This window comes from Pedobacter nototheniae (assembly GCF_032678625.1).
GTDB lineage: Bacteria > Bacteroidota > Bacteroidia > Sphingobacteriales > Sphingobacteriaceae > Pedobacter > Pedobacter nototheniae_A.
Genome location: NZ_JAVTSO010000002.1, coordinates 1 through 23,835, shown reverse-complemented (window position 1 = coordinate 23,835; position 23,835 = coordinate 1). Strand labels below are relative to the sequence as shown.

Here is a 23,835-nt window from a genome sequence, read left to right as displayed (position 1 = left end):
CATGTACTTAAGCCGGAAACCTAAATAATTCGAAAATGAAATATCAGCAACTATGCTTAATGCTAATATTTTTGCTGTGCCAAATTACTTCTGTCAAAAAAGGATATGGCCAGATTAATGATCAGGTAAAAACGACCCGTTTCTCCTCCTTCCATATTGAAGAGACCGACACCTTGAATTTAAGTTTGAATTTAGGATTTTCTATGCTTACCGATACTTCTCTTAAGGTAAAATTTAAACCGATCAGTGAAAAGGATTTTTTAGTGGCGAGAAGGAAATATAACAATCAAATCGATACCTCTTCTTCCAAAATAACAAGAACATCATTAACCTTTACTATAAAAACTGCTGATAGTTTATATACTTTTAAATGCGATACATCCGATTATAGTTATTTCTCGTATTACAATGGCTTTATAAAACCATTAAATTTATTTTTGGTGTACAATTCCGACAGTCAGAATGAAATGGGAGATTTAATTGCAATAGACCAGGTTTCGAATAAAGTCTACACAATATCCTCTCCATTTGATGGCGGAATGACTAAAGTGCTTACATCGCCAGGAAAAAATTATTTCATGGCTTTTGTAAATAATATTTATAAAAATAAAATATCTTTCTTCTCTGTAATCAAAATAGATAAACAGGGTAAAAATGCAATGTATAAAGACTTTATTGGCTATAATTCAAAGGAATGGCAAATTGAAGAAGCGGTTTGGTTAAGCGAAAATAGTTTTGCTTTAAAAGTGTATGACAAGAAATATATAGACTGGACGAACTATAAGGATGGAAAAGAAATTTTAGTCCACATTCGTTATTTAAAAGCATCCTTTTAGCCCATGCAACTTTTACTTTTATGATCGACAACGATACTAAACGGCTTTCGCGGTTAACCGCTATTTTAATCCAGCTCCAAACCAAAAAACTGATTACTGCAACTGAGTTGGCTAAAAAATATTCGGTCAGTACACGTACCATTTATAGGGATATTAAAGCCTTAGAACAGGCTGGCGTTCCAATTTTGACAGCAGAAGGTAAAGGCTACTCCATTATTGATGGTTATAACATACCACCAGTAATGTTTACGGAAAGCGAGGCAAATGCATTAATTACCGCCGAACAGCTTGTTTTAAAAAACAAAGATGCTTCTTTTGTAAAAGAATATATCGGAGCTATTTTTAAAATAAAATCTGTTTTAAAGAATAATACTAAGGAAAAGGCCAATCTGCTGGCCAACCGGATTGTTTTCAGGCAAAACGTAACTGAAGATAAAACCAGTAACCACTTAGCCAATCTACAGTTGGCTTTAACCAATTACAGGTTAACCCAAATTGAATATTATGTACCTGATAGCGATGCAACCACACAGAGATTAATTGAACCTTTTGCTTTATACAGCACGCAGGAAAACTGGCTTTTAATAGCCTGGTGCAGACTAAGGACGGACTTCAGATCGTTCAGGCTTGACAGGATAAAATCTCTAAGTTTACTTAGCGAGCAGTTTGAGCCACAGAAAATGTCACTTCAGGAATATTTTAGAATTTGCCTTGAAAAATCTTTGCTACCCCTGACATAAGGCTGTCGTAACCCCATTTTATCTTTGAGCCTTAATCTATAATCAAATGAGCAATCAAACCGTCGAAAAATTTAATGTCACCGGCATTTCGATCAGAACAACAAACGAAAACGGACAAGCAGCACAGGATATTCCTCAACTCTGGAATAAATTTATGACAGAAAATATCCTGGAAAAAATTCCCAACAAAATTGACCAATCTATTTATGTGATTTATACTGACTACGAGAAAGATCACACCCGGCCTTATACAACAATTATTGGCTGTAAAGTTTCAAATCAGGAGATTATTCCTGAAGGCATGATTACTAAAACCATTGAGCAGGGGAATTACAAAAAATACCCCGTGCAGGGAAATCTTTTAGAAGGCGCTGTAATTAACGAATGGATGAAAATATGGGATTCGGGCCTACCAAGAATTTTCACTGCAGATTTTGAAGTTTATGGAGAAAAAGCTCAAAACCCCGAACAGGCCGAGCTTGATATCTTTATAGCCGTAAAATAACAGAATTATACCGGAGCGCAATTTATTTGCGCTTCATAAACCCAATCTGATCGCTTAAATCAGACTTTTGCAAATATCCTTAACCAAACCGGGGCCTTCGTAAATAAAGCCTGTATAAAGCTGCAAAAGACATGCTCCGGCATCCAGTTTTTCTTTAGCATCTTCAGGAGAATGAATCCCTCCTACACCGATAATCGGAAATGCGTGGTTAGATTTTTCAGAAAGGTAACGGATAACTTCTGTTGACCGATCTTTAACCGGTTTTCCACTTAAACCTCCGGTTTCGTTTGCAAGCTCTTTTTCTGTTGCCAGGTTTTCGCGGCTAATGGTTGTATTGGTAGCAATAATTCCGGCAATTTTGGTTTCCGAAACAATTTCTATAATGTCATCCAGCTGTGCATCAGTTAAATCGGGGGCAATTTTTAATAAAATTGGCCGGGAAATATCATTTTTCAGGTTGCGCTGTTGTAAAGTATTCAGTATATTTTTTAATGGCCCCTTTTCCTGTAACTCACGTAAACCTGGTGTATTTGGAGAACTTACATTTACTACAAAATAATCAACCACATCAAATAAGCGATCAAAACACTTGATGTAATCGCTTACAGCATCTTCATTTGGGGTTGTTTTATTTTTGCCAATATTCCCCCCCACAACAATATCAGGGTGCTTATCCTTTAAAATCCGTAAACGTTCGGCCATTACATCCACGCCTTTATTGTTGAAACCCATTCTATTAATCAGCGCTTCATCATTAGGGAGGCGAAACATGCGTGGTTTATCATTTCCGGGTTGCGGCATTGGCGTAACAGTACCTACTTCTATAAAGCCAAAGCCTAAATTGCTTAAAGCTTCAACATACTCGCCGTTTTTATCGAAACCTGCGGCTAAACCAATCGGATTTTTGAACTTAATTCCAAAAACTTCTTTTTCAAGTCCTTTAACATTAAAGTCGAAACTGCTTCTGATGATGGTTTTTCCAAGAGGAAAGCGGTCATTAAACCATTTTAATCGCTTTACGACAAAATAATGTACGTTTTCAGGATCAAATTTGAAGAAAATTGGTTTAATAAGGCGATACATGCAACGAAGATAAAATAACTTAATGTAAAATAGAAAAGGGAAATCGAAAATATATTTAAAAACTAAATAAATTCACGAAATCCCTCAAATAAATCACATAGAAAAGAAAAACTCAAACCCGTTTTATTCTTTTTCCACCTTCTATTTACACCTTGTTTTAGTACGCAGCAGTGAATTGCTCCTGGTGGTGTGCATTGTTTTCTAACTCATCGGCAATTACAATTGCCAAATCTTCTACCGATAAGATAGAGCGGCCTTCTTCGTTAAAAACCGGGCTGGTTTTGCCTAAGCGATATTTTCCTGTACGGCCTGTTGTTATACCCTGGTGCATTTCTATTGCCGGGCTAAAAAATAACCAGTCTAATTCCTTTTCATTTTTTAAGGTGTTAAAATAATCTCTCACAGCTGTGGCACCTGGTTTATAAGCTTCAGGAAAATCTGGTCCATCAACAATCTGCTTCCCATCAATTTGCAAAGTACCTGCACCACCAATAAAAATATAGCGTTTAACACCAGATGCTTTTACACCTTTTTGTATGGCTTCTGCTCCAGCAACGGTATCGGCATATAAGTTAGGATTAGTCCACCCGGCGTTAAATGCACTTACCACTGCATCAGAGCCTTTTACAGCTTCAGCCAGTTTATCAGTATCTAAAATATCAACCTCTTTTTTAATTAATTTATCGTTCTCGGTTTCAATTTTATTTACATCACGGGCAATCGCTATTACTTCATTGCCACGGCTTAATAATTCTTTCAAAATTGCGGTGCCTACAAATCCTGAGGCTCCAATTAATGCTATTTTCATATTATTTATTATTATGTTTTTAATTATTAATCAATTCAACTCCTTACCATTTCATTTCTCCGGTATTTACCTTTGCACTTAAATTTAAGCTTTCTTTACCACTTAAGCTTGGATATTTAGCTTCCATAGCGAATATTAAGTCCTTTGAATTTTTATGTTTGGCCAATTCAATCTCAAAATCTTTAAGATATTGCTGCGTAAATGAAACAGCCGAAATATCGAATGCGCCGTTCACATCCATATGACCTGGAATAACAATAACCGGTTTTAAATTGCTAATGTTATTTAAAGATTTAATCCAATTTTCGCGTTTTATTTTAGTCTGGTCATCGGCTGTAAACACATGCGTTCCGCTCATTACACTTATACCGCCAAGCACTGTTTTTGAAGAAGGAATCCAGATAAATGTTCCCTTTTTAGCTGTTTCAGTTGCATTTTTAATAATCAAAGGTGTGTTTTCAACCCATAATGTATCACTTTTCTGAACTTGCGGAAGAACGATATTTCTTGGGGCTTCATCTTTAAAAATTCCTCCCCACACCTCTAATTTAGCTTGTTCAGTTTTAATAATATGATCAATGATTGCAGGCTTCGCTGTTACCAGTACATTTGGATACACGCTTTTAATCCACTCTAAACCAAAATAATAATCCGGATCTTCATAGCTGATGTAAATTTGCTTAAGCGTTTTTCCGCTTGCCTTTAAAGCTTCGATTACTTTTTGAGCATTGGTTTTGGTAAACTGTGCATCAATTAAAATGGCATCTGTTTTACCAGCAACAATAACAGAATTTACGCCCATCCCGGCCTCAGAACCAGTAATTACAGTTAAACTAAGCGGCTGTGTATTAAACACTTTAACAGTTTGTGCTTGTACCATTGCACTTGTAAATAAGGCCGAAGCGATTAAAAATGATTTTAATTTCATGTGATATTTATTTTATATTGTAACTAATTTTATTACAGTTTATACTAAAAAAAATTTAATTGAATTTCGCACTAAAATCCAATAGATTTTGTGCGGAAAGACTTTTAATTAATGCGCTTTCTGCATCATTATATAATTGATCAAGATGTTTATTAATTTGTTTTCCAACAGGACAGTTTGGATTGGGTTCATTTTTACTCTCGCCCAAAATACTTTTTTGCTTTACAGCCAAATAAACATCACCTAAATTTATATCAGCTGCGTTTTTAGCTAAAGCCGTTCCGCCCCCTTTCCCCTCTTTACTTTGAACAAAACCATGTTTACGCAGGTTTATAATCTCTTTACGTACTAAAACAGCATTAATGTTAATACTGCCGGCAATCCAATCAGAGGATACCAACGCTCCTTTCGCCTGATCGAGGAGCGTGAGTATATGTAAAGAAATGGAAAACCGACTGCTGTTCATTCTGTAATTATTTTTATTACAGTACAAATTTAGAGATAAAAATCAGATTTCCAAATTATTTCTTTTTTATTGAACAAGATTGTTAATTTGAGCGTACTGAAGCAGCATAATTGTTTTCCCATCTTTAATGGCTCCGCTTGCAATCATACTTAGTGCTTCCTCTAAAGAAATTTCGAGCACTTCAATATTCTCCTGCTCCTCGTGGTGCCCCCCGCCCTCACTTACTTTCATATCCTTTGAATATTCGGCAACAAAAAAGTATACAATTTCTGTAACGGAACCCGGCGACATATACGCTTCAAAAACCTTTTTTACTTCTGTAATTTTGTAACCTGTTTCTTCTTCTGTTTCGCGTTTAATCGCCGTTTCGGGATTATCTTTATCGAGCAAACCCGCACAGGTTTCAATAAGCATTCCGCTTTCATTTCCATTAAGATAAGTTGGCAAACGGAATTGCCGGGTTAAAATAACGGTCTTATTTGTTTTATTATAAAGTAAAATAGTTGCTCCATTGCCCCTGTCGTAAGCTTCCCGGTTTTGGGTTTCCCAGGTACCATCTTTTTTTTGATACTGGAAAGTAATTTTATTAAGGGTGTACCAGTTATCAGAAAGGATTTCCGTGTTAATGATTTTTACGTTTTCGTTATTCATTTTAGATTAATTTTTAATCAAACCTATGCATTTAAACGATTCAAAAGCTTCAAACGGCGATTTTGTTTTGAACAAGTTTACTCAATGCTTATACACATAAGTACTTGCAGGATTTAAGCTGGTTATGAATTTATTTATCAAAAAAATAGCCTTTAAAATTCGTACTTTTGCAGCCGAAATGATTTCAATAAATAATTTAACATTCCTGATTGGCTCAAGAGCCTTATATGATGAAGCGAACTGGCACATTAAACCAGGCGATAGAGCCGGCTTAATTGGAGCTAACGGAACAGGAAAATCTACCCTTTTAAAAATAATTGTTGGCGAGTACGCCCCAAGTTCTGGTACAGTTTCAATGTCTAAAGACTTGAAAATTGGATACCTGAACCAGGATTTACTTTCTTATGATTCGCACCATAGCATTTTGCATGTAGCAATGGAGGCTTTCGAGCGTCAAAACCAATTGCATGACGAAATTGAGGAGTTACTGAAAAAAATCGAGACTGATTATAGCGAAGAGGTTTTATATAAACTAAGCGATAAGCAACAGGAATTTGAAGCCCTGGATGGTTACAATATAGAATACCGTGCTAATGAAATTTTGGCCGGATTAGGTTTTAGTACTGGAGATCAGCACAGACCGCTTAACACCTTCTCCGGAGGTTGGCGTATGCGGGTAATGCTTGCGAAAATTCTACTTCAAAACCCTGACATCCTTTTGCTGGATGAGCCGACCAACCACATGGATTTACCTTCCATTAAATGGCTTGAAACTTATTTAATGGGCTTTGAAGGTGCTATCGTAATTGTATCTCACGATAGATATTTCTTAGATAAAATTGTAAACCGTACGGTAGAATCTCGTAAGGGAAAATTAAACGTATATGCGGGTAATTACAGCTTTTATGTAGAGGAGAAAGCTTTACGCGGTGAAATTCAAAAAGGTGAATTTAAAAACCAGCAGGCTAAAATTAAGCAGGAAGAACGTTTAATTGAGCGTTTTAAGGCTAAAGCGAGTAAAGCCAAAATGGCCCAGTCGCGTATGAAAGCCTTAGATAAAATGGAGCGCGTGGATGATGTGGATGACGATAACCCAACGGTTAACTTCAGCTTTAAATTCACTAAACCATCTGGCAGGCACGTAGTGAGAATTGAACATGCAACCAAAAGTTATCCTAACGTACATATTTTAGAAGATGCGGAAGGTGTAATTGAAAAAGGGGATAAAATAGCCCTGATTGGTGCAAATGGTAAAGGTAAATCTACTTTATTGAGGATGATTGCCGGCACCGAAGGTTTTGATGGTTTTTGCGAAACCGGCCATAACGTAACGACCACTTTCTTTGCACAGCACCAGCTGGAGTCTTTACATTTAGATAATTCCATTTTAGGTGAGTTACAGGCTTTCGCCCCAAAACATACCGATACAGAGTTAAGAGGCATTTTAGGTTGCTTCCTTTTTACCGGAGATGATGTATTTAAGAAAATCAAAGTTCTTTCCGGAGGAGAAAAATCGAGGGTGGCACTGGCAAAATCTTTAACAACAGATTCAAACTTTTTGATACTGGATGAGCCCACCAATCACCTGGATATACAATCTGTTAACATCCTGATCCAGGCCTTACAGCAGTTTGAAGGTACATTCATTTCAGTATCTCACGATAGATACTTTTTAGATAATGTGGCCAACAAAATCTGGTTTATTGAAGAGGAAAAAATTAAACAGTATCCCGGAACTTATGCCGAGTATGAAGAATGGAATAGTAAAAGGGTAATTCCAATTTCTAAACCCATACCGGTAAAAGTACCTGAAAAACAAAAAGAAGAGCCAAAGCCTGCTGCTCCGAATACAGCAAATCAATTGAAAAAGTTAAATGACGAGCTGCAGAAAACAGAAAAACTGATTACAGAACTGGAAACATCTGTAAAAAATATAGAAGCTGAATTGGCAGATGAAAATGTTTATGGCAAAGCAGATAAACTGGCTGAAACCAACAAACGTTACTTAGCGGCTAAAAACGATCTTGATAATACCCAAAACAAATGGGAAAGTTTAGCTGCCGAGATCATGGAACTTGAAGGCTAAAAACCGATCATTCAAAATTTTATTATTTTAAGCCGAAGGTATTCTTCGGCTTTTTTTATGACCCGATTTTTAGGTACAGCTATATTTAAACCGGAAGATGCTTTTCTAAAAATAACGCAGTGCTTTAACATTTTTTAAATCACCCGGAAGAAAAGAGTTGTATTTTGTCTCTTCATTTCAAAAATGTAGCTTTAGCCCATGCAAAAAATACTACTGCCTATATTATTTTTCATTACCTCAATAAGCTTCGCCCAAAACAATACATCTTTCGTTTACGAAAACAAAATATATTTACCCAACATTAAAACGGTGCTTTGCTACAATGGCAACAAAGAGCAATCTTTACCGATTATTACCTTAAACTCTAACGAAAGCTTAAACTTTTCTTTTGATGATTTACTCGCCGGAACAAAAAACTACTGGTATACGGTAGAGCATTGCACTTCAGACTGGCAATCGTCACGGATTTCGAGCATTGATTATTTAGAAAGCTTTAACGACGATAGAATTATCAATTACCGCTACTCTGTTAACACCACCAGAAAGTATACACACTACGAATTAACGTTACCCAACGACCAGGTGAAGCCAAAAATAAGCGGCAATTACCTGCTTAAAGTTTATGAAGATGGTGATTTAAAAAAGCCCGTTATTTCTCAGCGTTTTTATATAGTTGACAATCAATTTGCAATTGCTGCTGAGGTAACTAATTCCTATCAGGTAGCTGATCGTAATTCGAAGCAGAAAATTAACTTCACCATTAACCATCAAATGTCTATACCCAATCCATATCAGGATTTAAAAGTTGTGGTGATGCAGAATTTTAATACCAACACGGCACAACTAAACACGAAACCCTCGTTTATTAAACCAAACCAACTGGTTTATAACGACATAAATACAAATGATTTTTGGGGAGATAATGAATTCAGAAAGTTTGACACCAGAAGTTTACGCTATAAAGCAGATAATGTAAAGGGTATTTATAGAGACAATGAAGCTGTGAATGTTATTTTATTCCAGGATCCATCCAGAAATACGAGTGCCTACGCGAACCAGTTTGACGAAAACGGAAACTTCTTTGTCCGCAATACGGATGGACGGGATGACCGTACTGAGGCCGAATATGCCGGTGTGTTGTTTACCCTGAATGCTCCTGCACCAACCGCCAATGGCGATGCATATGTATTGGGGCGTTTCAATAACTATACGCTCTCTAACGAAAATAAGCTTATTTATGATGCCGGTAAAAAACAATTTTATGGCAATATTCTACTAAAGCAAGGGCTTTACGATTACGAATATGCCTGGCTGGATAAAACAACAAATGTGGCAACAACAAGGTATTTTGAGGGCTCATTTTTTGAAACCGAAAACACCTATCAAATTTTTGCTTACTACCGCAGACCAGGGGCACGATGGGATACATTAATTGGTTTCACTACCTTGAGCAATAAGGGCACTGACAGAAGATAATAATCTTTGAACATTTGTACTAAATAAAATACTGACTTTTAATGTTCCGTATTTATCTTTATTGTTACACTATTTTTCTTTGTTTTAATTGAGGTTATCTATTTTAGCGTTATCAGATTAACCAGATAAACACCTAAGAAATAAGCGTTTCGAACCAAAAACTATGTTCAAAAAATTAATTGCCGTTGCGTTAATAACCTGTCCTTCCGCTCCTATTTTTGCACAAAGCACAAACAGTCCGTATACCCAGTCTATTAATGGCACTAAATTAAAATTTGATATGCAGGCCATTCCAGCAGGCAAATTTAAAATGGGAAGTAAAACAGGAAAACCCGATGAACAGCCAGTACACGAGGTTAAACTGGATGCCTTCTGGATTGGAAAACACGAAGTAACCTGGGATATTTTCGAGCCTTTTTTATACCGGGATTATGAAAAAAAAGCCAGCGAAGGTGCAATTCCGGTAGAAGTAGACGCTGTAACCAGACCAACCAAACCTTATCTTGATATGACTTTCGGTATGGGAAAAGAACATCAACCAGCGGTAGCCATGACCCAATACAACGCCATCCAGTTTTGTAAGTGGCTGTATGTGCGTACAGGTATTTTTTACCGTTTACCTACGGAGGCCGAATGGGAATATGCCTGCAAGGCAGGAACTGAAACCAATTATAGTTTTGGCAACGATGCATCCAAACTGGGGGAATATGCCTGGTATAAAGACAATAGCGAAAATAAAACACATCAAGTTGGGCAAAAAAAACCAAATGCCTGGGGCTTGTTCGATATGTATGGCAATGTTAGTGAATGGACTTACGATCAATACATCCCTGATTTTTATACTAAAAGCCAGGGGAAAGTGGTAGAAAATCCGGTTGCCAACCCCGAAAAACTTTACCCAAATGCTGTTCGTGGTGGTTCTTATGATGAAACACCCGAAAACTTAACCTCCACAGTCAGATTAGCTTCAAATCCTTCCTGGAAACAATTAGATCCACAAATTCCAAAAAGCAACTGGTGGTTTCCGGAAGCTCCATTTGTGGGCATGCGCCTGGTACGACCGGCAAAAACACCTTCTAAGGCCGAGATAGATGCTTATTACGATAAAAAACCTATAAAAGACTATTAATATAACCAGAATCTTAAAACCGTCATGATTTTTTAAAAGGCTGTAAGAAAGTCTTTCCAATCATAACAACTTCCTAACCAAAGAAAAACAAACCATGAAAAAATCAGTCATTAATTTACAGGAACGCCGCGACTTCTTAAAGGCAACAGCCATGCTTGCAGGCGGCGCAATGTTAAGTAGCATTCCCTTAGCGGGAGCCTATGCTTCAGGATCAGACACGATTAAAATTGCCTTAATTGGTTGTGGCGATCGTGGCACAGGCGCTGCATTTCAGGCATTAAGCACCAAATTTAATATTAAACTTGTAGCAATGGCTGATGCTTTTCAAGACAGACTCGATTCCAGCTACCAATCATTATTCACCAAATTTCCTGATAAGGTAGATGTTCCTAAAGAGCGTCGTTTTGTTGGCTTTGATGCCTACCAGAAAGCCATTCCATTAGCTGATGTGGTTTTATTGGTTACCCCTCCGGGTTTCCGCCCGATCCATTTTGAAGAAGCTGTAAAACAGAACAAGCAGATTTTTATGGAAAAACCTGTTGCGGTTGATGCACCCGGAATCAGAAAAGTTTTAGCTGCCGCCGAAGAAGCAAAAAAGAAAAAATTAAATGTGGTGGTAGGGTTACAAAGACGCTACCAGACCAATTACCGCGAGGCCATTAAACGCATTAACGATGGCGCCATTGGTGATATCATGTCAGGACAGGTATACTGGAACAGTGGTGGCGTTTGGGTTCGTCCGCGTACGGCAGGCCAAACGGAAATGGAGTACCAAATGAGAAACTGGTATTATTTTAACTGGTTATGTGGCGATCATATTGTAGAGCAGCATGTACACAATATAGATATTGCGAACTGGGTAAAAAATGCGCATCCAATATCGATACAGGGTACTGGAAGCCGCGCATGGCGCACTGGTAAAGATTATGGTGAAATTTATGATAACCATTCTATCGAATTAACTTACGCCGATGGCGCAGTAATTAATAGCCAGTGCAGGCATTTTGAAGGCATCAGCAACCGTGTTGATGAATCTTTTCAAGGCACAAAAGGTAAAATTTACTTATCAGGAAGCAACCAGGCCATTATGAAAAATTACAGTGGCAAAGAATTATATAACCACAACACCAAAGGAAATGCAAATCCTTACCAAACCGAGCACGATGAACTGTTTGAAGCAATTTCTAAAGGCGAGTACAAATTCAATAACGTAGAATATGCTGCAACCAGCACATTTTCTTCAATAATTGGCCGTTACGCTACTTACTCAGGCCAAACCATTAAATGGGATGAAGCATTGGCAGCAGATAATAGCTTACTACCCGAACGTTTTGCATGGGATGCCAACCCGAAATTAATGCCCGATGAAAAAGGTTTATACCCTATAGCGATGCCCGGACAGGCAAAAGTGCTTTAAAATTTTAGCGAGATGCCTTACAGATTTCTGTTACTCTTTTTTCCGCTGATTTTAATTTTTCCTATTAAAAAGGAAATTAAACAATACAAGATTAGTGGTTATGCACAAGGAACAGATTACAGCATTATGTATTATGCTGATGATTTTTTGGCAAGCAAAGAAGGTATAGACAGTTTATTAAATGAAATTGATTTATCAATGTCTCTTTACAAAAAAGGATCGTTGATAAATCAGTTTAATGCTTCAAAAAATGGAATTAAGACCGATCATTTTATAAACGATGTACTTAAAAGAAGTTTCGAAATTAACCAGGATACCAAAGGTATTTTTGACATTACGGTAGCGCCCTTGGTACAAGCCTGGGGTTTTGGTCCCGATTTAAGCAAAAACGAACCCAATCCCGCAACCATTAAATCGATATTGAACTGTGTGGGCATGCAAAATCTAAAATTAAAAGATAACTGGCTGAGTAAATTAAAACCCTGTGTACAGATTGATTTAAATGGAATTGCGCAAGGTTATAGTGTTGATTTGATTGCTGCTTATTTAGAAAAAAAAGGCATAAAACAGTATGTAGCCGAGCTGGGTGGCGAAATCAGGATTTTGGGTCCAAAGCCAAACGGACAAGCCATGAAAATTGGTATTGAAGGACCGGATGAAGATGGTACACCCATAATCAGGCACATTGCAGCCATTAACAATGGCGCCATAACCACTTCGGGTAATTATAGAAAATTCCATCAAAGTGGAAAAAGGAAAATCTCCCACCTTATTGATCCTAAAACAGGTTATCCGCTTAACAATGAAATGATTAGCGTAACCGTTTATGCCAACGATGCCATTACGGCGGATGGTTATGACAATGCATTGATGGCCATGCACATTGAAGATGCCATAACCTTTGTTGAAAACCGAAAAAACCTTGAAGCCTATTTTGTATACCATAAAAAGGATGGAACAATTACCGATACGCTGACCACGGGATTTAAAAAATTAATCATCTCTAACAACCAGTTTAAAAACCAAACAGATGAAAAGAAGTGAATTTATAAGAAATAGCTTATTAACTGCAGGAGCGGTTACCGCAGGCGCTGGAATTACCGATACTTTTGCTTCAGAAAAGCTTACGGTAGCAATTGGTGATCAAGTTTTCAATCTTGATTATGCCCCGCACCAGGGCATGTTCGAAAATCATGCAGGCAAAAGTTTTACAGATCAGATCCAATTTATGTACGAGCATGGGTTTAGGTCTGTAGAAGATAATGGTTACCTGAACCGTCCGGTAGAAGAGCAGGAAAAAATAGGGAATTTACTATCCAAACTTGGTATGCGCATGGGCGTATTTGTTGTGGATGGTGGCGATAACTGGAAAACATCTTTGACCACCGGAAAAAAAGAATTTAAAGATAAATTTATAGAAACCTGCAAAAAATCTGTGGAGGCAGCCAAACGTTGTAATGCCAAATGGCTTACAGTTGTACCTGGATTTTACGAACGCAATTTACCTTACGGAAACCAGTTTGCCAATGTAATTGATGCCATGCGTGCAGGAGCTGAAATTTTTGAGCCTCATGGATTAATAATGGTTTTAGAAACCCTGAGTGATACACCTGAACTCTTCCTGCAAAAAACCAACGAAACTTATGCCGTTTGCAAGGCTGTTAAAAGTCCCTCCTGCAAAATATTATACGACATTTACCACATGCAACGCACTGAAGGAGACTTAATTAAAACTATAGATCGTTGCTGGGATGAAATTGCATACATTCAAATTGGCGACAATCCTGGGCGGAAAGAACCAACCACAGGGGAGATAAATTACAAAAACCTATTCAAACACCTATATAAAAAAGGTTACAAAGGAGTTATGGGCATGGAACATGGCAATTCTAAAGGTGGAAAAGACGGCGAACTGGCTGTAATTAGTGCTTATAGAAACGAGGATAACTTTTTGTCTTAGATTTTTCCATTTCTCTACCCATGTAAAGGTTGTGTGATAATCCGAATGATGAATATTTAAAAATAAAGTTGTCAGCTTTTAACGTTTAGTTGTTAATATGCTGACAACTTTTGTGTTTACTTCCTCCTCGCAATGATGGATTTTTTATAGTTTCCTGCACTGTTCAAAATCTATAAACCTGATTGCAGCGGCATCCCGATTTTTTCCATCGGGATACAGCGCAAAGCAGGAAGAAAGTTATCTACGAACCAGTGCCTCTGCTTTCCAAAAACATAAAATATTACCAGATTAGAAAAGAACGATACTCCTGATAACAAGTAATTTTCTATCCTTGAAAGATTGCTTCGTCCTTTCTCCTCGCAATGACGGACTACGAACCACTGCCTCTGCTTTCCAAAAAACATAAAGTATTACCAGATTAGAAAAGAACGATACTCCTGATAACAAGTAATTTTCTATCCTTGAAAGATTGCTTCGTCCTCCTCGCAATGACGGACTACGAACCACTGCCTCTGCTTTCCAAAAACACAAAATATTACCAGATTAGAAAAAAACGAAACTCCTGATAACAAGTAATTTTCTATCCTTGAAAGATTGCTTCGTCCTTCCTCCTCGCAATGACGGACTACGAACCTCTGCTTTCCAAAAAACATAAAGTATTACCAGATTAGAAAAAAACGAAACTCCTGATAACAAAGTAATTTTCTATCCTTAAAAGATTGCTTCGTCCTTCCTCCTCGCAATGACGGACTACAAACTACTGCCTCTGCTTTCCAAAAACACAAAATATTACCAGATTAGAAAAAAACGAAACTCCTGACAACAAAGTAATTTTCTATCCTTGAAAGATTGCTTCGTCCTTCCTCCTCGCAATGACGGACTACGAACCACTGCCTCTGCTTTCCAAAAAACATAAAATATTACCAGATTAGAAAAAAACGAAACTCCTGATAACAAAGTAATTTTCTATCCTTGAAAGATTGCTTCGTCCTTCCTCCTCGCAATGACGGATTTTTTTATTCCGTTTTCAGAATCCACACGGAAACACTTCCGGCATTACAGTGAAACTCTCCCCAGCCATTTTCATCGATCAATACCTCTCCCTCGCGATAGCCCATGGCATCAATAAAATTCTGGCCGGCAAAACGTTTACCTACTTCCATTCTCTTAAAACCTTCCTCACCGGTACTTAACAATACGGCAAGCCCGCTATTTTCACGCTCATCATCTCCTTCCCGAATCCAACCAACACAATTTCCATGGTCAAAATAATCCCTTTGCGCTCCATAAGCCAATGTTGTACGGATTTTACTCATATTTTCCAGCCCCGGTAAAATCGCCAGTTCAACGTGTATATCTTCTCCTTCCGTATTTTTATCATCATAAATTCCACCATATAAATCCGGAAAAAACAAACATGGGATACCTTGAATTCTTAAAAGGATAATGGCGTAAGCAATTGGCCTGAACCAAAATTCGACATAAGATTCTAAAGCCTGTAAGGGTTGCGAATCGTGGTTATCTACAAAGGTTATAGCCAGCTCAGGATGAAGCTGAATCAAGGTATTATCAAAAATGGTGCGCATATCAAAATTATTACCGTCCTGACTGGCTAAGTAAAAGTTATGATGTAAAAGAGAGTCGAATACCTGCGCCCTGCCCTGCGTAATATCAATATACTCAACCATACCTTCTGTACTGATCACATCCCAGTTTTCGGCCACAATAAAAAAGTTGCGGTTAAATTTCTGATTCAAGTGGTCAATCCAATCGTTGATAAACTGGGGATTAATATGTTTTACGGCATCCAAACGAAAACCATCAACTTTAGTGGTTTCAACCAGCCACTCTCCCCAGTATTTAAGTTCTTCAACAACAGCAGAATTCCGATAGTCAATATCATTGAACATCAGGTAATCGTAATTGCCAAATTCTGTTGAGGGTACTTCTTCAAAACTTTCGCCGGCATGGTTTTGAATGGAATATATGGCCGTTTGTTTTAAATCTTCAGCCCAGTCTACCCCGCTAAAACACTGGTGATCCCAAATAAATTGGGAATACTTTCCTTGTCTGCCAGGAAATGTAAATTTCGTCCAGGCCTCTATTTCAAAAACATCGCTGGTAAATTCATTTCGATCTTCTTCATTAACCGTTCTAACCTGAATTTTTTCAAGTTCATCGCCACCTGCCTTGTGGTTAAATACCACATCAGCCAATACAGAAATATCCTGCTCGTGTAAGGCATCTATCGCTTTAATATACTCATCTTTAGAGCCATACCGGGTATTTACACTTCCCTTTTGATCAAATTCACCTAAATCGAATAAATCGTAAACATCATAACCCACAGAATAACCACCAGTACTGGCCTTGTAAGCTGGCGGCAACCATACTGATGTAACCCCAATTTCTTTGAGGTGTGCAGCATTTTCTGCTACTTTAACCCATAAATTTTGTTCTTCGTTGTAGTACCAATGAAAATATTGGATAATGGTTTGATTCTGCATTAATTGAGTTTTATGCTAACATAACATGATAATTTTTCAATTGTTTTATGAATTATACAACTATTAATTGCACCTAAAGTTGTTATTGATTTTTTGTTTTTCAGGTTACTTAATGGTTTGCATTATTAAAACCAAATATTTCAATAAAGATCGTTCGTTTCAAATTCTCATTTAGATCTCGTTTTATTACAATTTTATGTACTTTTGCGGCAAGTTATGAGTTTGAAAAAGAAATTTGCCCGCGAGAGTTTTACAATAATGAATGAATTGGTATTACCGAATGATACCAATACACTAAACAACCTAATGGGCGGTCGTTTGCTACACTGGATGGATATTGCAGCAGCAATTTCAGCTCAAAAACATTGCAACCGTATTGTAGTAACGGCTTCTGTAGATAATGTTTCTTTTAAACACCCTATTAAATTAGGTGATGTGATTACCATTGAGGCTAAAGTTACACGTGCTTTTAATACCTCAGTAGAAGTTAGACTTGATGTTTGGGCTGAAAATATTCCAAGCGGTGCCCGACAAAAAAGCAACGAGGCTTACTATACTTTTGTAGCTGTAGATCAAAGCGCCAGAACTATTCCTGTGCCAGAATTACTTCCCGAAAGTGCGGAGGAAATCGAGCTTTTTGATGGCGCTTTACGCCGTAGGCAGTTGCGTTTGGTTTTAGGTGGAAAGATGAGCCCTGATGATGCAAGCGAACTAAAGGCTTTATTCTTTAAAGCATAATTTTACATTTTTTTTCGACTACTTATATTGATTGTGCTATTTTAGCGGTGTTTAATACGCTAAAAATATGACAACTTATACGATATTAATTATTTTAAGCGGATTAGTAATATTTTCCTATCTGTTTGATTTAGTGGCCAGTAAAACCAAAATACCTTCGGTTTTATTATTACTTTTGCTTGGAATTGGCCTACGGTTACTGGTTGACAACCTGCAACTCCATACATTTAATTTCTTATCCATTTTACCAACTTTAGGAACAGTGGGTTTAATTTTAATTGTTTTTGAGGGTTCGCTTGAGCTTAAGTACGATAAGGAAAAGAATAAAGTTATTAGGAGTGCTTTCTTATCTGCATTTTTCATTTTGCTTACTACTGTTGTTCTGATTACGTTTATTATTTACCAAATCAGTCATCAAAGCCTTTACGTTTGCATAGCCAATGCCATTCCTTTTAGTGTAATCAGTTCGGCTATTGCCATTCCATCTGCAGCCGCTTTGGGCAATAAGGATAAGGAATTTGTAATTTACGAATCTTCTTTCTCCGACATTCTGGGTATTATTATTTTCAATTTTGCCATTACTAATCCTTCAGTTTCCTATTCTTCATTTGTAAGTTTAGGTTTAAGCACTTTTTTGATTATTCTTTTTTCAGCAATTGCCTGCGTTGTTTTGCTTTATATTATGGGCAAACTGGTGCACCACATTAAATTTTTCCTGATCATTTCCATACTGATTTTGGTATATGCCATTGGGCAGTCGCACCACTTATCTTCTTTGGTTTTAATTTTAAGTACAGGCTTATTTCTGAACAATGCCGATACCATTCAAAATGCGTGGTTCAGAAGTGTTTTTCTTTATAAAAACCTTACCGCCGATTTGTCTCAACTTTACCAGTTATCAGCAGAAAGCGCCTTTATTTTACGTACATTTTTCTTCGTTATTTTCGGCTTTACCATGAACATTTACGAATTAAACGATAAACCGGTATTGGCCAATGGATTATTCATATTAATTTCTATTTATGCTATTCGATGGATAGGACTAAAGTTTTTTAAAGAAGGTCTTCCAACACCCATACTGTACATTGCACCAAGAGGCTTAATTAGTATTTTATTATACTTTAATCTGCCCAGCTCCTTAAAAATACCACAGGTAGGCCCATCATTTTTATTTTTAGTGGTATTGGGTTCCAGCCTGGTTATGACCATAGGCTTAATGCTGAGTAAAAGAAATAAGGAAAAAGAAATACCTATGGTTTAAAACCTTTACTGATGGCTTTCATTTTAGCCAGCTCACCCTGATCATCGGGATTATATTGATAATAGATAGAATAAAGTGTTAACTCATATCTAAATTCAGCATATTTTTTAAGATCCTGGTTGATTTTGATCTCATTAATGCTTGGGTTAATTGCATGTATTGGCGCTGCAAACATGTTAACAGCTACATTTGCCATGGTAAAAAAAACATGCCCTGCAATTTGTTCCTCAAGCGGAGGGTCTTGCTTACCGTCTTTGCGAACCTTGTTTCCTTGAATATCTTTTGTATATTCATTTTCGCCCATTGGTTCGTACTTTAAAGGGGTAATAATAGAGTACGGCTTTTTAGTAACCCTGATGCGGATATTTTTGATGTCTGTTGCTTTGATCGTTTTTAAGGAATCGCCCTGTTCTAAGATCAATACGTCATTTAGTACCTGGCGCAAAATACCTTTCTCTTTGCCGTAATTCGTTTTAACTATAGCAATATAAGGTTTTATAGTTTGAGCTTTTAAACCGATGGTAACCAGAAATAAAAATGCAAGGAGTATGAGGGAGCGTCTATTCATAAAATTTGGTTTATTAATTCGCGCAAAAATTAAGCCATTATCTGGCTAACTTCCCATTTCCAAAATTTTATCAAATTCTTCAGCTTTTAGTGGCATAACCGATAAACGGCCCTGACGAACCAGCGAAATATCACTTAAACTTTCTTCGGCTTTAATTTGCTCCAGCGAAACCGGATTTTTCAGACTTTCTACCGGGGAAAGATCAACTACAACCCAATTGGCATCATCTGTTGTGGGGTCCTGATAAAATTCTCTGACTACTTTGGCTATACCCACCACATTTTTACCTTCATTGCTGTGGTAAAAAAGAACCAGATCGCCTTCTTTCATCGCTTTTAGATTATTACGAGCCTGATAATTACGAACACCATCCCAAAAAGTACGTCCATCTTCATTAAATTTATCCCAACTGTATTTAAAAGGTTCACTTTTTACTAACCAATGATTCATAGAATTTTATTTGCAGCAAAACTAATAAATTGACCAAATAACGGCGCAGGTTCTTGTAAAATATAATCAAAATATTAGATTTGATTAACCTTAACCCTCAAATTTTGAACATTCCGAGATATTTTAACACCATCTTCCTGTTAACTTATTCGATATTGGCAGCCGCCTTTATTTTTAAAGTTTTTCATTTGCCTTTTTCCGAAGTGCTCAGTTCTGTTAGCGCTTTTTTTCTTTTAGCTTTTATTATCCTTTGTCTGGTTGAAATAAACAGATCAGAAAAGTTTAGTTCAAACGAAAAAATTATGTGGACTTATGGCTTAATTATGGTTAGTATAGTTACTGCATTTATCTATGCCATTAACGGAAGAAAAAAATTATTTAGAACCTACAAATTTTTAAAGAAACCCCAAGAAAGGCTCAGAATGCAGTAAAACTAAAAGCATTAATCTTTTTGAGTTTTTAAAACCAAGTTTAAATTACGCGGAGATTAATCCACTAATTTTAATTCATAAAAAAGGACATTAACATTTTTTAAAATAATATGCAACATTATTGGCAACCCTGCGACTTGCATATAGAGATAGCATAAACCTAAAAAATAACGAGCTCATTTTGCAACCGACAGAAAAAATAACTGATCAGGAATTAATTACGATGTGCCGGGAGGGTAAAGATTCAGGCTATACTGGATTGTACAATAAATATGCAAAAGGCATTTACAATTCTATAAGCCGTATTATATCCCACACCGCAGAAGCAGAGGATATTCTTCAGGAAACTTTTTTTTCGGTATTCGGCGATCTGGATAAATTAAAAGGCATAAATAATTTTGAAGCCTGGGTTAGAAGAATGGCGATTAACAGATCAATTTCTCATTTACGCAAAAAGAAAATTGTCTTTTCGGAACTGGGCGATACACAATTTGCCGCTGAAGAGGATTATGACCTAAATGAAAATGAAATATTTGAGAACAAAGTGGAAGATATAAAAAAGAGTATTGAGGCCTTAGCCCCGGGTTTTAAGACCATATTAAACTTATATCTGTTTGAAAAATTGACACAGGAGGAAATTGCAGGCATGTTGGGTTTATCTCATGCCACGGTAAGGACGCAATACCATCGGGCGAAGAAGAAAATTTTATTATCATTAAAAGATAAGTCTTATTATGAATGATCCGATAAAAGAATTTATAGAACAAAACAGGTCAGCATTTGATGATCTTGAGGCACCAGTTTTTAACCTTGAAGGATTTAAGGCCAGAATAAATCCTGAACCAAAAAGAAAAACCAAAGTGTTTTCTCTTTATGGAAATGCCAAATGGTTGGTTGCCGCATCCATACTGATTGCTGTTGGTACAACTTTTTTCTTTTTGAAAAATGACGACAGCGCAGTAGCGACTCACAAAATTGTGCAGAAAATAAAACCTGTACAAGAGCAGGCTGCACCATTGGCTATAAAACAAAAAGAAAACAATAACCTGCCTTTAAAAACCAGTTCTGAATTTATTCAGGTGGTTTCTAAAACAAAACATAAAACTGCGGTAAAACAACCGGCTTTTACTGTCGATCATAGTGATCTTTTTAACCGGCTTACAGACAGTACCTCTGCAAGTACCCGGCTTGCAGCGATACTGGATATTGAAAAAACCGGCGCAATAAATAACAGTACAATTGATATGTTGTACAAAACGCTTAATGAAGATGGAAACAGTAATGTAAGGCTTGCAGCATTGGGTGTGATGGAAAAATACAGTTATGACAGTCATGTATCTGCCCTTTTAGTACGGTCGTTAAATACTCAAAATGATCCAATGGTTCAGTTAGGGCTCGTTAATTTACTGGGTAAAATGAAAAACCTTGACATTAATAATGAGTTGTATGCCCTTGCAAATAATCCAAATACATTTAACGCGGTTAAAGATGAGGCATACATTTTACTCCTCAAAGAAGATAAATTATAAAAATATACATTAAAAAATCAAACAAATGAAAAAGCAACTATTAGTACTGCTCACCTTTTTTTTAGTCTCTTTATCTGTATCCGCACAGAAAGAATACAAACTGGCTAAAAATTCAGGAAAGTTAAATCTTTTCCTTAATGGAGCCATTGTAGAGGGTTACAGCGGAAATGAAATCATTTTCAGCACGTCAGCGCCTGAGGATAAAGAAATTGATGAACGAGCAAAAGGTTTAAGGTCAATATCTGGTTCTGGATTTACCGATAATTCGGGTTTAGGAATAGACGTTTCTTTGAAGGGAGAAGAAATTAACGTAAACCCGGTAAGTAAAAACCAAAATGGCATTATTACCATTAAAGTTCCGCAAAATATTAAAGTGGCTTTTGTGAGCAGCAGCAACCTGGTACATGATGAAATTATTCTCAAAAATTTAAATAATGAGATCGAAGTATCCGCAAGCTATAATAAGATAAAATTGGAAAACAATACAGGCCCGATGAATATTAAAGCTCTTTACGGTTCAGTTGATGCAATTTTCCAAAATGAGATTAAAGGTCCGGTATCGATTATATCTATTTATGGCTATGTTGATGTTTCTCTTCCAGCTACTGTAAAAGCTAATGTTGAGCTTGGTACCAGTTATGGCAATTTATATGCCGCCGAAGGTTTCAAAATTGCAGTTAATCAGAGTGCAGCTGGAAAAGGAGCCGAATTTGAAGCAGAGCCTTTACAAAAAAACAAATCTGAGAAAAGCGACTCATTTAATCAAAGGTTCGTTTCCAGAAATGACAAAGAAAGCCTTAAGGGTAAGATAAACGGTGGTGGTGCAGACCTGATTTTAAAATCGAACTATAAAAATGTCTACTTAAGACAAAAGTAATTCTTCTTAAACCCTAAATAGCTCCTGCCGCTCATTGTTCAATGCTTTAGTGGAGTTATTTACTCAAATCGCAGAAATTATGAAATCAATATTGTTCTGGCTTTTTATAGCCTTAGTGCCACGCATTGCCTTTTCTCAAACTAAAATAACAAGAACTTATCCTGTTAAGAAGGGGCAAAATATAGAACTTCGATTTGATTACCCGAAGATAGTACGGATTAGCAGTTGGGATAAAAATGAAGTTTTAGTTGAAGCAACTGTTAAAATAAACGATGGACAAAGTAACCAGGCTTTCACGCTTACCGATTCCAGCGTAGACGAGAAAATTTCGATTGGCAATAAGCTGGATATGGATCAAATACCTAACGACTACTTTTTGGTTGATCATGGTATAAAAACTAAGTTTAGTACTAAAGAAGACCTTGAAAAATACAAAAAAGAAAAAGGCAGTTCGAATGTTACCACAATTTATCAGCAAAAAGATATAGAAATTACAATAGAAATTAAAGTGCCTTCAAATGTCAATACGGATATTGTTTCTGTATATGGTATGATAGAGCTGAAAGATTTTGACGGTCCGATAAAGGCAAATGCGAAGTATGGAGGTGTAGATGCCAGTTTAACCGAGCAAAAAATTGGTAAAATAAAATTGACGAATCATTATGGAAAAATCTATACTGACCTGAACTTAAAACCAACTGAACAAACGGATAAGAACTTTTTCACTTCCATAACGGCCTCGCCAGGCAAAGGTCCGGATTACGACATTAGCTCCAATTATGGAAATATTTATGTGCGTAACCGTAAATAAATAAGGAAACACGGTTATAATTGCCAAACATAACAAACAGGCTGTGCGAAAAGATCGTCCAGCCTGTTTTTTTTTGATGGATTCTGCAAAAAAAAATATTTGATGATCAGATTTCAGTAAATAAATGGTTTCTAACCTAAAGTTACGCATACAGCCGCCACCCTGAATTTAGTTCAGGGTCTTTATTGTCAATAAATGCTGAAATAAATTCAGCAGGACGAAAAGTATAACTAAAATATCCTGAAAAATATTAAGAAACAAACGTGTAGTAGTACTTAGGGCAGCCCTGCCCCGCTCCCGTTGCTGCCCGATGAAAAATCGGGGCATTCACTCAGATCGGGTTTAGTTACATCGTTTGCTTTGCCTTTGCCTTAAATATTTTCCCTTGGCTGGTGTTATCACCAGCTAACTTCCTTTGTTTGGTAATAACACCAACCAAAAGTTATTCATACATCCGTCACCCTGAATTTAGTTCAGGGTCTTTATTGTCAATAGATGCTGAAATCAAATCCCCCTGCTTCAGTTCGCAAAGACGGATAACACAAGAAGGCCGCGGATTGATCCGCGGCCTTCTTGTA

At 36.8% G+C, this 23,835-nt stretch carries 23 protein-coding genes; 15 read left to right on the top strand and 8 right to left on the bottom strand.

Going from position 1 to position 23,835, the window contains the following annotated elements:
- The first annotated feature begins 35 nt into the window (after positions 1–35).
- The 3 genes from R2Q77_RS05785 to R2Q77_RS05775 are packed head-to-tail and all read left to right on the top strand — an operon-like array spanning position 36 to position 2,081.
- The gene (locus R2Q77_RS05785) at positions 36–836 is read left to right on the top strand and encodes a hypothetical protein (RefSeq protein ID WP_316802772.1); all 801 of its coding nucleotides are present in this window, start codon (positions 36–38) and stop codon (positions 834–836) included.
- A gap of 20 nt (positions 837–856) precedes the next feature.
- The gene (locus tag R2Q77_RS05780; protein ID WP_316802771.1) at positions 857–1,576 is read left to right on the top strand and encodes a YafY family protein; all 720 of its coding nucleotides are present in this window, start codon (positions 857–859) and stop codon (positions 1,574–1,576) included.
- A 46-nt stretch (positions 1,577–1,622) separates the two neighbouring features.
- Positions 1,623–2,081: a GyrI-like domain-containing protein gene (locus tag R2Q77_RS05775; RefSeq protein WP_316802770.1), complete on the top strand. Its 459-nt coding sequence runs from the start codon at positions 1,623–1,625 to the stop codon at positions 2,079–2,081.
- A gap of 54 nt (positions 2,082–2,135) precedes the next feature.
- On the opposite strand, the gene R2Q77_RS05770 is transcribed toward R2Q77_RS05775, so the two are convergent.
- From R2Q77_RS05770 to nudK, 5 genes are all read right to left on the bottom strand, one after another.
- Positions 2,136–3,164 (bottom strand): quinone-dependent dihydroorotate dehydrogenase, encoded by a 1,029-nt coding sequence (locus tag R2Q77_RS05770; RefSeq protein WP_316802769.1) that lies wholly within the window; start codon positions 3,162–3,164, stop codon positions 2,136–2,138.
- Positions 3,165–3,321: 157 nt separating this feature from the next.
- Positions 3,322–3,972, bottom strand: a complete 651-nt coding sequence (locus tag R2Q77_RS05765) for an NAD(P)-dependent oxidoreductase (RefSeq protein ID WP_316802768.1) — start codon at positions 3,970–3,972, stop codon at positions 3,322–3,324.
- A 43-nt stretch (positions 3,973–4,015) separates the two neighbouring features.
- Positions 4,016–4,900 (bottom strand): MBL fold metallo-hydrolase, encoded by an 885-nt coding sequence (locus R2Q77_RS05760; protein WP_316802767.1) that lies wholly within the window; start codon positions 4,898–4,900, stop codon positions 4,016–4,018.
- Between the two features lie 55 nt (positions 4,901–4,955).
- Complete coding sequence (locus R2Q77_RS05755; RefSeq protein WP_316802766.1) at positions 4,956–5,366, bottom strand: Rrf2 family transcriptional regulator; 411 nt, start codon at positions 5,364–5,366, stop codon at positions 4,956–4,958.
- A 66-nt stretch (positions 5,367–5,432) separates the two neighbouring features.
- On the bottom strand, positions 5,433–6,017 hold the full coding sequence (gene nudK / locus R2Q77_RS05750) for a GDP-mannose pyrophosphatase NudK (protein ID WP_316802765.1): 585 nt from the start codon (positions 6,015–6,017) through the stop codon (positions 5,433–5,435).
- 178 nt (positions 6,018–6,195) lie between these two features.
- On the opposite strand from nudK, the gene R2Q77_RS05745 reads away from it, so the two are divergent.
- From R2Q77_RS05745 to R2Q77_RS05720, 6 genes are all read left to right on the top strand, one after another.
- The gene (locus R2Q77_RS05745) at positions 6,196–8,103 is read left to right on the top strand and encodes an ABC-F family ATP-binding cassette domain-containing protein (RefSeq protein WP_316803604.1); all 1,908 of its coding nucleotides are present in this window, start codon (positions 6,196–6,198) and stop codon (positions 8,101–8,103) included.
- Between the two features lie 198 nt (positions 8,104–8,301).
- Positions 8,302–9,579 carry a DUF5103 domain-containing protein gene (locus tag R2Q77_RS05740; RefSeq protein ID WP_316802764.1) on the top strand — a complete coding sequence of 426 codons (1,278 nt, stop codon included), beginning with the start codon at positions 8,302–8,304 and terminating at the stop codon, positions 9,577–9,579.
- Positions 9,580–9,742: 163 nt separating this feature from the next.
- A complete protein-coding gene (locus R2Q77_RS05735; RefSeq protein WP_316802763.1) occupies positions 9,743–10,708 on the top strand; it encodes a formylglycine-generating enzyme family protein in 966 nt (321 codons plus the stop codon).
- A gap of 94 nt (positions 10,709–10,802) precedes the next feature.
- Complete coding sequence (locus tag R2Q77_RS05730; RefSeq protein ID WP_316802762.1) at positions 10,803–12,125, top strand: Gfo/Idh/MocA family oxidoreductase; 1,323 nt, start codon at positions 10,803–10,805, stop codon at positions 12,123–12,125.
- Between the two features lie 12 nt (positions 12,126–12,137).
- Positions 12,138–13,169 (top strand): FAD:protein FMN transferase, encoded by a 1,032-nt coding sequence (locus R2Q77_RS05725; RefSeq protein WP_316802761.1) that lies wholly within the window; start codon positions 12,138–12,140, stop codon positions 13,167–13,169.
- Positions 13,156–14,085: a hydroxypyruvate isomerase family protein gene (locus R2Q77_RS05720; protein WP_316802760.1), complete on the top strand. Its 930-nt coding sequence runs from the start codon at positions 13,156–13,158 to the stop codon at positions 14,083–14,085. Before R2Q77_RS05725 ends, R2Q77_RS05720 begins: the two co-directional genes overlap by 14 nt.
- Before the next feature lie 1,016 nt (positions 14,086–15,101).
- Here R2Q77_RS05720 and R2Q77_RS05715 read toward each other — a convergent pair.
- A complete protein-coding gene (locus R2Q77_RS05715) occupies positions 15,102–16,592 on the bottom strand; it encodes an alpha-amylase (RefSeq protein WP_316802759.1) in 1,491 nt (496 codons plus the stop codon).
- A gap of 216 nt (positions 16,593–16,808) precedes the next feature.
- Between R2Q77_RS05715 and R2Q77_RS05710 the strand changes: the two genes are divergently transcribed.
- Both R2Q77_RS05710 and R2Q77_RS05705 read left to right on the top strand, forming a co-directional pair.
- On the top strand, positions 16,809–17,330 hold the full coding sequence (locus R2Q77_RS05710) for an acyl-CoA thioesterase (protein WP_316802758.1): 522 nt from the start codon (positions 16,809–16,811) through the stop codon (positions 17,328–17,330).
- Between the two features lie 67 nt (positions 17,331–17,397).
- Positions 17,398–18,591 carry a sodium:proton antiporter gene (locus tag R2Q77_RS05705; RefSeq protein ID WP_316802757.1) on the top strand — a complete coding sequence of 398 codons (1,194 nt, stop codon included), beginning with the start codon at positions 17,398–17,400 and terminating at the stop codon, positions 18,589–18,591.
- On the opposite strand, the gene R2Q77_RS05700 is transcribed toward R2Q77_RS05705, so the two are convergent.
- Both R2Q77_RS05700 and R2Q77_RS05695 read right to left on the bottom strand, forming a co-directional pair.
- A complete protein-coding gene (locus R2Q77_RS05700) occupies positions 18,581–19,159 on the bottom strand; it encodes a hypothetical protein (protein ID WP_316802756.1) in 579 nt (192 codons plus the stop codon). The genes R2Q77_RS05705 and R2Q77_RS05700 overlap by 11 nt on opposite strands.
- Positions 19,160–19,204: 45 nt before the next feature.
- Positions 19,205–19,609, bottom strand: a complete 405-nt coding sequence (locus tag R2Q77_RS05695) for an EVE domain-containing protein (RefSeq protein WP_316802755.1) — start codon at positions 19,607–19,609, stop codon at positions 19,205–19,207.
- 612 nt (positions 19,610–20,221) lie between these two features.
- On the opposite strand from R2Q77_RS05695, the gene R2Q77_RS05690 reads away from it, so the two are divergent.
- From R2Q77_RS05690 to R2Q77_RS05675, 4 genes are all read left to right on the top strand, one after another.
- The gene (locus tag R2Q77_RS05690; protein WP_316802754.1) at positions 20,222–20,782 is read left to right on the top strand and encodes an RNA polymerase sigma factor; all 561 of its coding nucleotides are present in this window, start codon (positions 20,222–20,224) and stop codon (positions 20,780–20,782) included.
- Positions 20,775–21,569: a hypothetical protein gene (locus R2Q77_RS05685; protein WP_316802753.1), complete on the top strand. Its 795-nt coding sequence runs from the start codon at positions 20,775–20,777 to the stop codon at positions 21,567–21,569. The genes R2Q77_RS05690 and R2Q77_RS05685 overlap by 8 nt, the downstream gene beginning before the upstream one ends.
- A 25-nt stretch (positions 21,570–21,594) precedes the next feature.
- Positions 21,595–22,446, top strand: a complete 852-nt coding sequence (locus R2Q77_RS05680; protein ID WP_316802752.1) for a hypothetical protein — start codon at positions 21,595–21,597, stop codon at positions 22,444–22,446.
- A gap of 79 nt (positions 22,447–22,525) precedes the next feature.
- Positions 22,526–23,257 (top strand): hypothetical protein, encoded by a 732-nt coding sequence (locus R2Q77_RS05675; protein WP_316802751.1) that lies wholly within the window; start codon positions 22,526–22,528, stop codon positions 23,255–23,257.
- Positions 23,258–23,835: the final 578 nt, after the last annotated feature.